The 13,753-nt window shown below is 68.7% G+C and carries 13 protein-coding genes; 5 read left to right on the top strand and 8 right to left on the bottom strand.

The genetic code is table 11. The features are described 5' to 3' along the window. The first annotated feature begins 81 nt into the window (after positions 1 to 81). Both RQG77_RS03590 and RQG77_RS03585 read left to right on the top strand, forming a co-directional pair. The gene (locus tag RQG77_RS03590) at positions 82 to 1,566 is read left to right on the top strand and encodes a CoA-acylating methylmalonate-semialdehyde dehydrogenase (RefSeq protein ID WP_311243483.1); all 1,485 of its coding nucleotides are present in this window, start codon (positions 82 to 84) and stop codon (positions 1,564 to 1,566) included. A 23-nt stretch (positions 1,567 to 1,589) separates the two neighbouring features. Further along, positions 1,590 to 2,978: an aspartate aminotransferase family protein gene (locus tag RQG77_RS03585; RefSeq protein WP_311243482.1), complete on the top strand. Its 1,389-nt coding sequence runs from the start codon at positions 1,590 to 1,592 to the stop codon at positions 2,976 to 2,978. 611 nt (positions 2,979 to 3,589) lie between these two features. Here RQG77_RS03585 and RQG77_RS03580 read toward each other — a convergent pair. Genes RQG77_RS03580 through RQG77_RS03570 form a run of 3 tightly spaced genes read right to left on the bottom strand, consistent with a single transcriptional unit; the run spans position 3,590 to position 4,581 of the window. Beyond that, positions 3,590 to 3,862 carry a metal-sensitive transcriptional regulator gene (locus RQG77_RS03580; protein ID WP_056517673.1) on the bottom strand — a complete coding sequence of 91 codons (273 nt, stop codon included), beginning with the start codon at positions 3,860 to 3,862 and terminating at the stop codon, positions 3,590 to 3,592. 29 nt (positions 3,863 to 3,891) lie between these two features. After that, on the bottom strand, positions 3,892 to 4,302 hold the full coding sequence (locus RQG77_RS03575; RefSeq protein ID WP_311243481.1) for a type II toxin-antitoxin system VapC family toxin: 411 nt from the start codon (positions 4,300 to 4,302) through the stop codon (positions 3,892 to 3,894). A gap of 3 nt (positions 4,303 to 4,305) precedes the next feature. Then, entirely contained in the window at positions 4,306 to 4,581 is a 276-nt protein-coding gene (locus RQG77_RS03570) for a type II toxin-antitoxin system prevent-host-death family antitoxin (RefSeq protein WP_311243480.1), read from the bottom strand. Positions 4,582 to 4,708: 127 nt separating this feature from the next. Between RQG77_RS03570 and RQG77_RS03565 the strand changes: the two genes are divergently transcribed. Continuing rightward, positions 4,709 to 5,986 carry a DUF445 family protein gene (locus RQG77_RS03565; RefSeq protein WP_311243479.1) on the top strand — a complete coding sequence of 426 codons (1,278 nt, stop codon included), beginning with the start codon at positions 4,709 to 4,711 and terminating at the stop codon, positions 5,984 to 5,986. 145 nt (positions 5,987 to 6,131) lie between these two features. Next, positions 6,132 to 6,791 carry a hypothetical protein gene (locus tag RQG77_RS03560; RefSeq protein ID WP_311243478.1) on the top strand — a complete coding sequence of 220 codons (660 nt, stop codon included), beginning with the start codon at positions 6,132 to 6,134 and terminating at the stop codon, positions 6,789 to 6,791. Between the two features lie 66 nt (positions 6,792 to 6,857). Here RQG77_RS03560 and RQG77_RS03555 read toward each other — a convergent pair whose 3' ends face one another. The 5 genes from RQG77_RS03555 to hutH form a co-directional block, all read right to left on the bottom strand. Beyond that, complete coding sequence (locus tag RQG77_RS03555) at positions 6,858 to 7,247, bottom strand: hypothetical protein (RefSeq protein WP_311243477.1); 390 nt, start codon at positions 7,245 to 7,247, stop codon at positions 6,858 to 6,860. A 129-nt stretch (positions 7,248 to 7,376) separates the two neighbouring features. Beyond that, positions 7,377 to 8,282, bottom strand: a complete 906-nt coding sequence (locus RQG77_RS03550) for an arginase family protein (RefSeq protein WP_311243476.1) — start codon at positions 8,280 to 8,282, stop codon at positions 7,377 to 7,379. Continuing rightward, a complete protein-coding gene (gene hutI / locus RQG77_RS03545; protein ID WP_311243475.1) occupies positions 8,263 to 9,501 on the bottom strand; it encodes an imidazolonepropionase in 1,239 nt (412 codons plus the stop codon). The genes RQG77_RS03550 and hutI overlap by 20 nt, the downstream gene beginning before the upstream one ends. Beyond that, positions 9,498 to 11,198 carry a urocanate hydratase gene (gene hutU / locus RQG77_RS03540; protein WP_311243474.1) on the bottom strand — a complete coding sequence of 567 codons (1,701 nt, stop codon included), beginning with the start codon at positions 11,196 to 11,198 and terminating at the stop codon, positions 9,498 to 9,500. The genes hutI and hutU overlap by 4 nt, the downstream gene beginning before the upstream one ends. Further along, positions 11,191 to 12,732 (bottom strand): histidine ammonia-lyase, encoded by a 1,542-nt coding sequence (hutH, locus tag RQG77_RS03535; protein WP_311243473.1) that lies wholly within the window; start codon positions 12,730 to 12,732, stop codon positions 11,191 to 11,193. Before hutH ends, hutU begins: the two co-directional genes overlap by 8 nt. Before the next feature lie 52 nt (positions 12,733 to 12,784). Here hutH and RQG77_RS03530 point away from each other — a divergent pair, with 52 nt between their 5' ends. Further along, complete coding sequence (locus tag RQG77_RS03530) at positions 12,785 to 13,561, top strand: IclR family transcriptional regulator (RefSeq protein WP_396653384.1); 777 nt, start codon at positions 12,785 to 12,787, stop codon at positions 13,559 to 13,561. Positions 13,562 to 13,753 lie beyond the last annotated feature (192 nt).

Raw genomic sequence — 13,753 nt, 5'->3', positions numbered from 1 at the left:
CTCTGTGATCATGGGAGGAAGCCAGCGTATCGAACCCCGGTCAGAGTGTTCGATGCGGATTACGCACTGCGAGGGAGCCCCGTGGACATCGTCCGTCACATCATCAATGGAGCAGAGACCGCCGACGCGGCACGCACGGGCCAGGTCTTCGACCCCGCCACCGGCGAGGTGACGAAGCAGGTCGCTTTCGCCTCGACGGCCGAGGTCGACGAGGCGATCGCCGCCGCGGCATCCGCTCTGCCCGCCTGGCGCGAGACGAGTCTCATCAAGCGCGCCGACGTGTTCTTCCGTCTGCGCCAGCTGCTCAAGGAGCGCACGCCCGAGCTCGCCGCGATCGTCACCTCGGAGCACGGCAAGATGCTCTCGGATGCCGCGGGCGAGGTCTCGCGCGGCATCGAGAACGTCGAGTTCGCCGCCGGCCTCGTGCACCTGCTCAAGGGCGAGCGCAGCGAACAGGTCTCGCGCGGGGTCGACGTGCACTCGGTCAAGCAGCCCGTCGGTGTCGTCGCCGCGATCACGCCGTTCAACTTCCCCGTGATGGTGCCGCTCTGGATGGTCGCCTCGGCGATCGCGTGCGGCAACACGGTCGTGCTCAAGCCGAGCGAGAAGGACCCGTCGGCGGCCGTCTGGATCGCGAAGCTCTTCCAGGAGGCGGGCCTTCCCGACGGCGTGCTCAACGTCGTGCACGGCGACAAGGAGGCCGTCGACGCTCTGCTCGAATCGCCGCGTGTGAACGCGATCAGCTTCGTCGGCTCGACCCCCATCGCCCGCTCGATCTACCAGCGCGCCGCGAACGCGGGCAAGCGCGTCCAGGCTCTCGGTGGAGCGAAGAACCACATGGTCGTGATGCCGGATGCCGACATCGACGCCGCTGCCGACGCCGCGATCTCGGCCGCCTACGGCTCGGCCGGTGAGCGCTGCATGGCGGTCTCGGTGCTCGTCGCAGTGGGCGACATCGCCGACGACCTGGTGGCCGCCATCGCCTCGCGCATCGGCGGCCTCACGATCGGCGCGGGCACGGATGCCGCGAGCGAGATGGGTCCGCTCATCACCCGCGAGCACCGCGATCGCGTCGCCTCGTACGTAAAGGGAGCCGCCGACGAGGGTGCGACGGTCGTGGTCGACGGCACGACGACGCAGTTCGACTCGGAGGGCTTCTTCATCGGAGTCAGCCTGATCGACCAGGTCGCCCCCGGCATGAAGGTGTACGACGACGAGATCTTCGGTCCGGTGCTCTCGGTCGTGCGCGTCGAGACCTACTCCGAGGCCGTCGAGCTCGTCAACGCGAACGCCTACGGCAACGGCACGGCGATCTTCACGCGCGACGGCGGCACCGCCCGCCAGTACGAGTTCGACATCGAGGTCGGCATGGTCGGCGTGAACGTGCCGATCCCCGTGCCGATCGGCGCCTACTCTTTCGGCGGTTGGAAGGACTCGCTGTTCGGCGACTCGCACATCTACGGCCCCGAGTCGGTGCACTTCTACACTCGGTCCAAGGTGGTCACCACTCGTTGGCCCGACCACACGCCCTCGCAGATCGACCTGGGCTTCCCGAGCAACCACTGAACGCTCAGAGAGAGACACGAGACATGACGAACTTCACCGACCGCCATGGCGCATCGCACCCGCTGCCTGCCCCCGAGGCCGAGGCGCAGGTGCGCGCGGACGACCGCGGCCACGTCTTCCACTCCTGGAGCGCCCAGGGCCTGATCGATCCGCTCCCCGTCGCCGCGGGAGAGGGCTCGACGTTCTGGGACTACGCCGGCAACGCCTACCTCGACTTCTCGAGCCAGCTGGTGAATCTGAACCTCGGGCACCAGCATCCCGATCTGGTCGCAGCGATCCAGCAGCAGGCCGGGCGTCTGTCGACGATCCAGCCCGCGATGGCCAACGACGTGCGGGGCGAGCTCGCCCGACTCATCGTCGAGGTCGCGCCCGAGGGCTTCGAGAAGGTCTTCTTCACGAACGGCGGCGCCGAGGCCAACGAGTACGCGGTACGCATGGCGCGTCAGTCGACGGGTCGCCACAAGGTGCTCTCGATGTACCGGAGCTACCACGGGTCGACCTCGACCGCGATCTCGCTGACGGGCGACCCCCGCCGGTGGGCGAACGGCTCACCGGACTCGGGCGCCGTGCGGTTCTTCGGCCCCTACCTCTATCGCTCGCCGTTCCACGCCGAGACTCCCGAGCAGGAGTCCGAGCGCGCACTCGCCCACCTCGAGCAGACGATCCAGCTCGAGGGCCCGCAGACCATCGCAGCGATCATCATCGAGACCGTGGTCGGCACGAACGGCGTGCTCGTGCCGCCGCCCGGCTACCTGCCGGGCGTCCGCGAGCTGTGCGACCGCTACGGCATCGTCTACATCGCCGACGAGGTCATGGTCGGCTTCGGCCGTCTCGGCGAGTGGTTCGGCATCGACGCCTACGACGGCCGCCCGGACCTCATCACCTTCGCCAAGGGCGTGAACTCGGGCTACGTGCCGCTCGGCGGCGTCGTGATCTCGGAGCGCATCGCGAAGGCGTTCGCCACCACGCCCTTCGCCGGCGGACTGACGTATTCGGGCCACCCGCTCGCGTGCGCGGCGGGTGTCGCGACCTTCGAGGTGTTCCGCCGCGACGGCATCCTCGAGCGCGTGCGCGACCTGGGCGAGCGCATCGTCGAGCCGACGCTGCGCCGCTGGGTCGACACCCACCCGAGCGTCGGCGAGGTGCGCGGCCGCGGCCTGTTCTGGGCGGTCGAGCTCGTGCGCGATAAAGAGACGCGCGAGCCGCTCGTGCCGTTCAACGCGAGCGGAGCGGATGCTGCGCCGGTCGCCGCCTTCGCCGCCGCTGCGAAGAAAGCCGGCGTCTGGCCGTTCACGCACTTCAACCGCATGCACGTGGCGCCGCCGCTCGTGATCACCGAAGACGAGCTCGTGCGCGGTCTCGCTGTACTCGACGAGGCTCTCGCCGTCGCGGACGAGGCAGCAGCGAACTGACATCGGGTGCTGCTCCGAGTCCGCGGTATCTCAGCATCCAATTCGGCATAGTGCTGACGGCTGAGACTCAGGCAGGGGCATACTGATCGCGTGTTGACGACGGCGTCAACCGTTGAGAACGGAGAAACGATGTCTTACTCAATGAGAACCAAAGCCTTGTCGGGAAGACTCAGCCGACGCGTTGGTCGAGCTGTGGTCGCCATCGGTGCTGTACTCGCCCTCAGCGGCGGCACACTCGTTGGAACCGCTTCCGAAGCGCAGGCCGCAGGCTGCACGGCCGGAGTGATCTGCGGCTGGGTGTATAACAGCAGCGCCTCAACAGCGAGCATCAGAGTAGGTACTGACTGGAACGGGTCGACAGTGACTGGGTCCACCGCATATGTCGGACGAGGATCATTCTCGACGGCCGGAACTGATTGGGACGCGTTCTATGTGCCAGCCGGGTACTGCGCCAGGGCATTTCGCCCCGCGGGCAAAGGAGCGGTTCAGCTCGGCACCACTAACCGAATCGGCCTCACAGGAAAATGGGTCAAGGTTGACAATCTCGGCGCCCACGTGGTTCTGAAGAGCGGCGTCTGCGGTTAAACAAGAAGAGCGCGACGGGACCTGCCCTACTTGCGGTCGAAGTCGAACGCCTTGAGCAGCTCGGCGACAGCCTTGTCGCGCTCCTCCCCGCCCTCGTCGAACATGTGCGTCACGTGCGTGCGCAGATGATTCTCGAGCAGCAGGCGGTTCAACGACTCCAGTGAGCGCTGGATCGCGCGGGACTGCGTGATGATGTCCATGCAGTACTCCTCGTTCTCGATCATCCGCGCGACGCCGCGCATCTGACCTTCGAGGATGCTGGTGCGGTGCAGGGCGCGCTTCTTGATGTCTTCGATCACGCTTCGAGGGTACTCGGATCCTGCCTCGGTCAGCCCGAGAACGGGTTGAGGACGGCGAGTCCCGGGATGTCGAAGTCCTTCTCGTTTCGGGTGACGAGCGTCAGTCCGTGGTGCAGCGCGGTGGCCGCGATGAGCGAGTCGGCCCACGGACGACGATCCGGAACGTTGAGAGCGGCGCACGTGCGCGCGATCTGCGGAGAGATCGGAAGGATGCGAGAGCCGAGCCCGAGGCGGAGCGCGTCCAGCCACCGCCGGAGCGCGCCCGCCTGACGCGGATCCCGTCGCTGAAGTCCGAGCACACCGACTTCGAGCTCGTAGTCCGTGATGACGCTCATATGGAGCGCCTCCGGCGCCCCGCTCTCCATCCACGTCAGCGCGGCGACGCCGAGCCCGGTTCCGCGCCTCGCTTCGGAGAACGTGTTCGTGTCGATCAAGTACATCAGTCAGAACTCGATCGGAGGACGACCGAAATCGTTCTTCCGGTCTGCGACGATCTGGTCGATGATGCGGTCGAACTCGCCGTCGTCCCCCGCGAGGTCATCCGCCGGCATCGCAAGGAACTCGAGAATCGATCGGGGTCGATTCGGGGCGAGCCGGGTGTATTCCTCGATCGAGAGCAGCACGTAGGCGGGCTCGCCCCGCTTCGTGATCATCACGGGCTGGTCCTCGGCGACGCGCTGCGCGCGTGCGACGGATTGATTGAACTCTCGAGCGGTCATGGTGAACACGATGCACCTCACTTCGGAATGTAGTGAGAGTACTACACAAGCGCAGGCTCTCGAAAGGACGGCGGACTCGGCGGCGCAGGCCGACCCGAGTGAGAACTCCCCGTGAAAGGATGACGTCATGCCGCGAACCCCGATGGCGCTCCTGTCGCCCGCAGACCAGGTACGACTTCGCGCTCTCCGACGGATGAAGGCGGTGGCTCTCGGAGCCCTGATCTTCATGGCGATCGCGTTCGTCATCGCGTTCGCGTTCCAGGAGCGGCAGCCGTGGCTGGGCTACGTGCGTGCCGCCGCCGAGGGCGGCATGGTCGGCGCTCTCGCCGACTGGTTCGCCGTGACGGCGCTCTTCCGCAGGCCGTTGGGTCTGCCGATTCCGCACACCGCGATCATCCCGAACCGCAAGGACGAGATCGGCCGCACGCTGGGTGAGTTCGTCGAGACGAACTTCCTCGAGGCGAGCGTCGTGCGCACCAAGCTCGCCAGCACCGCGATCGCGAAGCGGGCCGGCGAGTGGCTGCGTGAGCCGACCCACGCCGAGCGCGTGGGCGCGGAGGGCGCGACGATCGCGACCGCCGTGCTCAACGCCCTGAGCGACGACGACGTGCGCGACCTCATCACCGACCTCGCCCGCGAGCACCTCGTCTCGCCCGAATGGGGTCCGCCTGCTGGAGCCTGGCTCGAGAAGATCGTCGAGGCGGATGCCCACCACGGAGCCGTCGACCTCGCCGCCGACAGCATCGCCCGGTGGCTGGACGCCAACGCCGAGTCGTTCTCGGGGCTCATCTCGCGAAGGCTGCCGGGGTGGGTGCCGAAGCTCGCGCACCGCTTCGTCGACGACACCGCCTACAACGAGGCCGTCAAGTTCGTGCGCGCCGTGCAGGCCGATCCGAAGCATCCGGCCCGCATCGCCGTCGACGGGTACCTCGCCCGCCTCGCCGACAGCCTGCAGAACGACCCGGAGACCAGGGCGAAGCTCGAGAACGCGAAGTCGTCGCTGTTCGACAGCCCACGGGTCGGCGCCCTCGCGGCCGAGGCTTGGAACACGGCCAAGAACGGACTGCTCGCCGCCCTCGCCGACCCCGAGAGCGGGCTGCGGGTGCGCGCGGCTCAGGCTCTGCAGGAGATCGGCGAGCGACTGACGACGGATGCCGCGCTGCAGCACCGCGTCGACACGTGGGTGTCGGATGCCGCCGTGTTCCTCGTCGACCGCTACCGCCACGACATCGCATCGATCATCACCGACACCGTCGAGCGCTGGGATCCGGTCGAGACGACCGAGAAGATCGAGCTCATGGTCGGCCGCGACCTGCAGTACATCCGCCTGAACGGCACGTTCGTCGGCGCCCTCGCGGGCCTCGCGATCTTCACGATCGCCCATCTGCTGATCCCCGGGGTCTGATCGGGCGACACCCGTCGGACGGATGCTCCCGATCCAGGTGCAGTTGCTAGGGTCCTCACCTATGGCCGCCGACGACGCATCCACCGCTTCACATCGCAGGCACGCTGGCGGGGGCTCGTGGCAGCGAATAGTCGCAACGCTCTCCGTGGCGGTCAGCGGCATCATCGCCTTCGTCCTCGCCGGCTCCGCCCTGGATCTCGTGCGGGAACAGTTGCACCACAACTGCGGGATGCAGCCGCCGGGCTCCGAGGGAGCGGGCACCTGGATCTGCAGCGACGGGATCGGATACCTCGGCATCGCAGGCATCCTCGGTATGGGGTGGCTCGCTGTCGTGCTCTCCGGCTGCGTCATCGCCCTGCTCGTCCGCCCCTCTCGACAGGCGCGTCCGACGCTCGTGATCCTCGCAGCAGTGTCCACCGCGTGGGTCCTCGGGCTGACCTGGTACGGGTCGACGACGCAGGTTCAGGATCAGTACGCACCGATGACGGGCGCCGAGTACTGGCTGGAGGCGGTCGGCCCTGCGGCCGTCGTCAGCGTGCTCGGCATCGCGGCGGGACTGCTCAGCCTTGTGCCGACGGGGCCCCTCTCGTGGATTCTGGGGGTCGTCGCGACAATCCTGCTGATCGTCGCGACTGTGCTGCAACCAGGGCTGAGCCTCAACCTCATCCCACCCGTGGGGCTACTTGCCGCAGCGAGCATCCGCGCGATCGGCGTCGACACCATCGCAGGCCAGCGGTCTCGACGGCCTCGACGAACAGGAGCCATGCGCGGGGGAACCGGCGCCATTCGACCCGACCGGAAGTAGGACCCGAGCGTCGACGAGACGGCACCCGCCCGCGAGCGGGAACGTTCGCCCGACCTGACGCTCCGGTCAGAGGAACAGGGGCAGCAAGGATCCGACGAGGCCGATCGCGCCCACGCCGACGAAGACGCTCCCCAACGTCATGATGACCCGGCGCAGATGCGGCGGATCCCCCACACGAGCGCGCGCGGGATCGTTCGCACTGACGACTCCCGCGGCCCAGCCCTCATCCGGGGTCGCGAACTCGTCACGCCGCAACGGCCTCTCGTGAAAGTCGCCTGCGGCGAACCAGCGGGCGAACACAAAGCCGTCGCGCTCGACGATCGCGATCTCGATGCTGCGCCACGGTCCTTCGATCGCGCGGATCAGCATGGCCAGCAGGAGCAGCGGCAACCCGAGCCCCAACCCGACCCATGACAGCACCTCGCCGACGAGAGCGAGGGTGTCCAGAGCATCCATGGCTCCATCGTAGAGTCGTCGATCTCCTGGGCCTGGCCGGTCTCCTGACCTTCATGGTGATGGAGTCGCGACGGCGCAGAGCGTCGTGGAGGCTGCGCGACCAGCAGCCGCGGTCTGCGCGCCGCGAGATCAGCGGGTAGTGAGGCCCGCGAGCATCTCGAGCACGCAGAGCGCCGCGAGCCTGACGGTGCGCATGTCGTCGGTGTCGGCGGTCGCGTCGACCTCGGCGATGTCCGCACTGACGACGCGCGGATCCGTGACGATCGAGCGGACGAGCATGCGCAGCTCCCACGCCGCGAAACCGCCGGGAACGCTCGCCGGGCACCCGGGCGCTGCGGCCCGATCGGCGGCGTCGACGTCGACATCGAGATGGATGCGAGCGGCGGCGCCGGCTCCCGCGATGCTCGTCGCCTCGGCGACGACGTCGTCGATGCCCCGGCGCCTGACCTCGTCGAGCGTGATCACCCGGATGCCCCACTCCGCGGCGCGCGTAGCGTAGGCGGCGGAGTTCGCGAAGTCCGCGATTCCGATCTGGACGATCCGTGTCGGGTCGATCCGCTCGCCGTCCGGGGCATCCTCGATCAATCGCCGCACAGGCGACCCGTTCGAGACACCGTCGCGCAGGTCGAAGTGCGCATCGATCGTGATCAGCCCGGTGGCACCAGCCCCTCGCGCGACCGGGTAGGTCAGCGCGTTGTCGCCTCCGAGCGCGATCACGAGACGCACGGATTCGGCGAGCTCATGCACGCGCGCGACGCTCGCCGCGATGCCGGCCTCGCCGTCGGGCTCGGCCACATCCCCGGCGTCGAGCACGCGCAGCGCCTCGCCGAGATCGACGACCGGCGGCCCCATGAGCGTCGCGCTGTAGCGGGTCAGCGCCTCCCGGATCGCCGAGGGCGTCGCATGCGCGCCGGTCGGCGACAGCGAGGTGCGCCAGGTGGGGACGCCGACCAGCACGGCATCCGCGTCGTCTCCCGCGGCGAAGGCAGGCCAGGAACCGGCGCGCGGCCAGAGGTCATCGTGCGAGAGAGCCATGGTTCTCCGTTCCTGAAATGGTCGCGGGCGCCGCGAGGACCGCGACCGCGACGCCGTCCTTCCACACCTGATCGACGAGCGGCACTCCCGGTCGATACGCGAGATGGATGCGCGTGGGTGCGCTCAACAGCACGAGGTCTGCGCGCGCTCCCACCGCGATCACGCCGACGTCGTCGCGTCGCAGCGCCCGCGCTCCTCCGGCGGTCGCCGCCCACACGGCCTCGGCGGGGGTCATGCCCATGTCGCGCACCGCGATCGCGATGCAGAACGGTATGGAGGACGTGAAACTCGAACCAGGGTTCGTGTCGCAGGCGAGTGCCACCGTGACACCTGCATCGATCAGTCGTCGCGCGTCGGGATACGGCTGCCTGGTCGAGAACTCGACGCCCGGCAGCAGCGTGAGCACCGTGTCCGAGACGGCCAGCGCCTCGATGTCGTCGTCGGTCAAGTAGGTGCCGTGATCGATGGAGGCGGCGCCGAGCTCGACGGCGAGGCGCACCCCGTCGCCCGGCCCCAGCTGGCTCGCGTGTACTCGGGGCATGAGGCCCTTCGCGACGCCGGCCTCGAGCACGCGCCGCGACTGCTCAACCGAGAAGGCGCCGGTCTCGCAGAACACGTCGATCCATCTCGAATGTGGGGCACAGGCGTCGAGCATTGGACCCGTCACCAGATCGACGTACTCGTCGGCACGGTCGGCGTATTCGGCCGGAACGACGTGCGCCCCGAGGAACGTGACCTCCGGCGTGACCTCGGCGGCAAGTGTCACGAGCCGCTCTTCATCCGTGACGCTGAGCCCGTATCCGCTCTTGATCTCGACCGTCGTCGTGCCCTGCGCGAGCAGCTCGCGCATGAAGCCGCGCAGGCGCTCGCGCAGTTCATCGTCGCTCGCCGCTCGCGTCGCGGCGACGGTCGAGCGGATGCCACCCGCGGCGTACTTCTGCCCCGCCATCCGCGCCTCGAATTCGGCGGCACGGTCTCCACCGAACACGAGGTGGCTGTGGCTGTCGACGAACCCGGGAATGACCGCGCGACCACCGGCGTCGATGATGTCGTCGGCTTCCCGCGCAGCATCCGGTGCATCGGCAGCGAAGCCGACCCAGGCGATCCGCCCGCCGTCGATCAGCACGGCCGCATCGTGCAGCGTGCCCAAGCAGTCTCCGTCCGGTGAGCCGACGTTGGTCGTCAGCTCTCCGATGTTTGTGATCAGTGAGGTGCTCACAGCATCGGCACCTTCAGGCCGCGCTCGCGGGCGATGTCGCGGGCGTGCTCGTATCCGGCGTCGACGTGGCGCATGACTCCGGTGCCCGGGTCGTTGGTCAGCACGCGTTCGAGCTTCTCGGCGGCCAGCGCCGACCCGTCCGCGACGCTGACCTGGCCGGCGTGGATCGAACGCCCGATGCCGACTCCGCCGCCGTGGTGCAGAGACACCCACGAGGCGCCGGATGCCGTGTTGAGCAGCGCGTTCAGCAGCGGCCAGTCGGCGATGGCGTCCGATCCGTCTTTCATGGCCTCGGTCTCGCGGTAGGGCGACGCGACGGATCCGGAGTCGAGGTGATCTCGGCCGATCACGATCGGCGCCGACAGCTCACCGGACGCCACCATCTCGTTGAACTTGAGGCCGGCGAGGTGGCGCTCCTTGTATCCGAGCCAGCAGATACGCGCGGGCAGCCCTTCGAAGTGCACTTTCTCGCCCGCCTTCTCGAGCCATCGGTGCAGGGCCTTGTCGTCGGGGAAGAGCTCGGCGATCGCGCGATCGGTCTTGTAGATGTCCTCGGGGTCGCCCGAGAGAGCCGCCCAGCGGAAGGGCCCACGGCCCTCTTCGAACTGCGGGCGGATGTACGCAGGCACGAAGCCGGGGAACTCGAACGCCCGGTCGAAACCGCCCAGCTTCGCCTCGGCCCGGATCGAGTTGCCGTAGTCGAAGACCGCGGCCCCGGCATCCTGGAACGCGACCATCGCCGCCACGTGCTGTGCCATCGATTCGCGAGAGCGGCGGGTGAACGCCTCGGCATCCCGCTCGGCCTCAGCCTTCCAGTCGGCCACCGAGATGCCCACCGGCAGGTAGGCGAGCGGATCGTGAGCGCTGGTCTGGTCGGTGACGATGTCGATCGGCACGCCCCGGCGCAGCAGCTCGGGGAAGACCTCTGCCGCGTTGCCGACGACGCCGACCGAGAGCGCCTCGCCGGCCTGCTTGGCTGCGACGACCCTGGCGACGGCCGCATCGAGGTCGGTCGTGTACTCGTCGAGGTATCCGTGCTGCACCCGGCGCGCGAGGCGCGACTCGTCGACATCGACGATCAACACGGCCCCGTCGTTGAGGGTGACGGCGAGCGGCTGCGCACCGCCCATGCCTCCGGCGCCGCCGGTGAGGGTCAGCGTGCCCTTGAGCGAGTCCCGGCCGAGCGAGCGGGCGACGGCCGAGAAGGTCTCATAGGTGCCCTGCAGAATGCCCTGGGTTCCGATGTAGATCCACGACCCGGCGGTCATCTGGCCGTACATGATCAGACCGAGCTCTTCGAGCTTGCGGAACTCGGGCCAGGTCGCCCAATCGCCAACGAGGTTCGAGTTGGCGATCAGCACGCGGGGTGCCCACTCGTGCGTGCGGAAGACGCCGACGGGCTTTCCCGACTGCACGAGCAGGGTCTCGTCGGGCTCGAGCTCGTCGAGGGTGCGGACGATCGCGTCGTACGCCTCCCAGCTGCGAGCAGCCTTTCCGGTGCCGCCGTACACGACGAGATCTTCGGGGTGCTCGGCGACCTCGGGATCGAGGTTGTTCATGAGCATCCGCTTGGCCGCTTCCGCACCCCAGCTCTTGGCGGTGCGCTGGTTGCCGCGGGCAGCGCGGACCGTGCGGGATCCGCCGGGCGTCGCGGATTCGGGGGCCGTGGTCGATTCGGGGGTCGTGGTGTCAGTCATTCGCGTGCTCCTTTGCGATGCGGGCGACGGCGCCGGACTGCACGAGTGCGGTCACGGCCTCCATGTCTGGTGAGAGGAAGCGGTCGGGTCCGGGACCCGCCGCGACGGTGCGGACGAGATCGCGCACGGCGCCGGTCGCAGGGCCCGCCTGCAACGGCGCGCGCAGGTCGAGGGCGCGGGCGCCGGTGAGGATCTCGATCGCGAGCACGCGGCCCAGTCCGTCGATCGCGCGGCAGAGCTTGCGAGCCGCCGACCACCCCATCGACACATGGTCCTCCTGCATGGCCGACGACGGGATGGAGTCGACGGATGCCGGAACGGCGAGGCGCTTGAGCTCCGACACGATCCCCGCCGCAGCGTACTGCGCGATCATCAGGCCCGAGTCGACACCGACCTCATCCGCGAGGAAAGGCGGCAAGCCGTGACTGCGCGCGGGGTCGAGGGCGCGGTCGGTGCGACGCTCCGAGATCGAGGCGACATCGGCGACCGAGATCGCGAGGAAGTCGAGGACAGCAGCGACCGGTGCTCCGTGGAAGTTGCCGTTCGACTCGATGCGGCCGTCGACGGTGATCACGGGGTTGTCGATCACGCTCGCGAGTTCACGGTCGGCGATCATCGCCGCGTAGCTCATGGTGTCGCGCGCGGTTCCGTGCACCTGCGGCGAGCAGCGCAGTGAGTAGGCGTCTTGCACACGGCCGTCCTCCGGGCCCTTGTGGCTGTGCACGATCGGCGAGTCGCCGAGGAACGACCGCAGGTGGGCGGCGGATACAGCTTGCCCTGCCTGGGGGCGGAGCGCCATGAGGTCGGCCGCGAACACGGCATCCGTGCCGAGCTGCGATTCGACCGACATCGCCGCCGCCATGTCGGCGGTGAGCAGCAGCGTCTCGAGATCGTGCAGCGCCAGAACGAGCATCCCGAGCATCCCGTCGGTGCCGTTGATGAGGGCGAGCCCCTCCTTCTCGACGAGAGTGAGGGGTTCGATGCCGGCGGCGGCCAGAGCATCGGATGCCGGGATGAGCGTGCCCTCGGCGTCGCGGACTTCGCCCTCTCCCATCGTCGCGAGTGCGATGTGGGCAAGAGGGGCGAGGTCGCCGGAGCAACCGAGCGAGCCGTACTCGCGCACGACCGGGGTGATCCCCGCGTTGAGCAGCCCCGCGTATGTCTCGACCACGATGGGGCGGACGCCCGTGCGGCCCGAGGAGAGCGTCTGCAGCCGAAGCAGCTGCAGACCGCGAACGACCTCGCGCTCGACCTCGGCGCCGGTGCCGGCGGCGTGCGAGCGGATGAGGCTCGCCTGCAGCTGCAGGCGGCGGTCGGGCGCGATGAAGGTCGTGGCGAGTGCGCCGAAACCGGTGGACACCCCGTAATGCGGGTGCGGGTCGGCCGCGAGTCCGTCGATGACCCGCCGGGTCTCGGCCACCCGGACGAGGGCCTCGGGGCTGATGGTGACCATGGCGCCGTGGCGGGCGACCGCGACGACATCGGCGTGGCTCAGGGGGGCATCGCCGACGAAGACGGAAGGCAGTTCGCTCATGTGTCGATTCCACACCCGACGGGTCGCGCGCGACAGGCGATCGTGGGATCCTGTGTCTGTGATCCCAGACAATGCGGAGACCGCCGCCCAGGTGCCTGCGGCCCAGAACACCCTGCGGATCCTCAGCTATCTGGCGGGGCGACCCGCACCCGTCGCTGCGTCGGCGATCGCGCGCGAGCTCGAGCTGCCCCGGTCGACCGTCTACCACCTGCTCACCACCCTCGCGGCGCACGGCTTCGTGCTGCACATGAAAGAGGATCGGCGCTGGGGTCTGGGCACCTCGGCCTTCGAGCTCGCTGGCGGATATGCGCGGCAGCAGCCGCTCGCGCGGATCGGGCGGCCCCTCGTCGCCGGTCTTTCAGATCGTCTTGGCGAGAGCACGCACCTCGCGGTGATGAGCGGCGGCGACGTGCTCTACATCGTCGAGGAGCGCGCGCCGCGGAGGCAGGCTCTCGTCACGGATGTCGGCGTCCGCCTCCCCGCGCATCTGACCGCCTCGGGGCGGGCCATGCTCGCGGCGCTGCCTCGAGAGCAGGTGCGGGCGCTATATCCGAGTGCGTCCGCATTCCCGGATCGCACGGGACTCGGTCCGCGAAAGCCGGGCGAGCTGCGTGAGCTGCTGCGCATCGTGAGGGAGCGCGGCTATGCGACCGAGGACAGCGAGGTAGCCGATGGACTGCGCAGTGTGGGCGCCGTCGTCCGCGATCACGCCGGTTGGCCGGTCGCCGCGGTCGCAGTGACCTGGGCGGGCGGTGAGCTCGATGAGGCAACTCTTGCAGGTGCGGTGATCGAGACCGCCGCAGTGCTCGAGTCCCGCCTGAAACGCTGAGGTGAAGGTCGGCCTGCGGTGTGTGCAGCCATCACGAATACACATCGTCGTTCGGATGCGGTTGCGGTTGCGGTTGCGGTTGCGTGGAAACGCACGTTAACGCAGAAAAGCCACCCAACATTGGGTGGCTTTTCTGTTTAAAAGAAGTCCGGCGGTGTCCTACTCTCCCACAGGGTCCCCCCTGCAGTACCA

Source organism: Microbacterium sp. WCS2018Hpa-23, assembly GCF_031843845.1.
Lineage (GTDB): Bacteria > Actinomycetota > Actinomycetes > Actinomycetales > Microbacteriaceae > Microbacterium.
The sequence above is the reverse complement of the archived record's forward strand: the minus strand, read 5'-3'. Positions and strand labels throughout refer to the sequence as shown.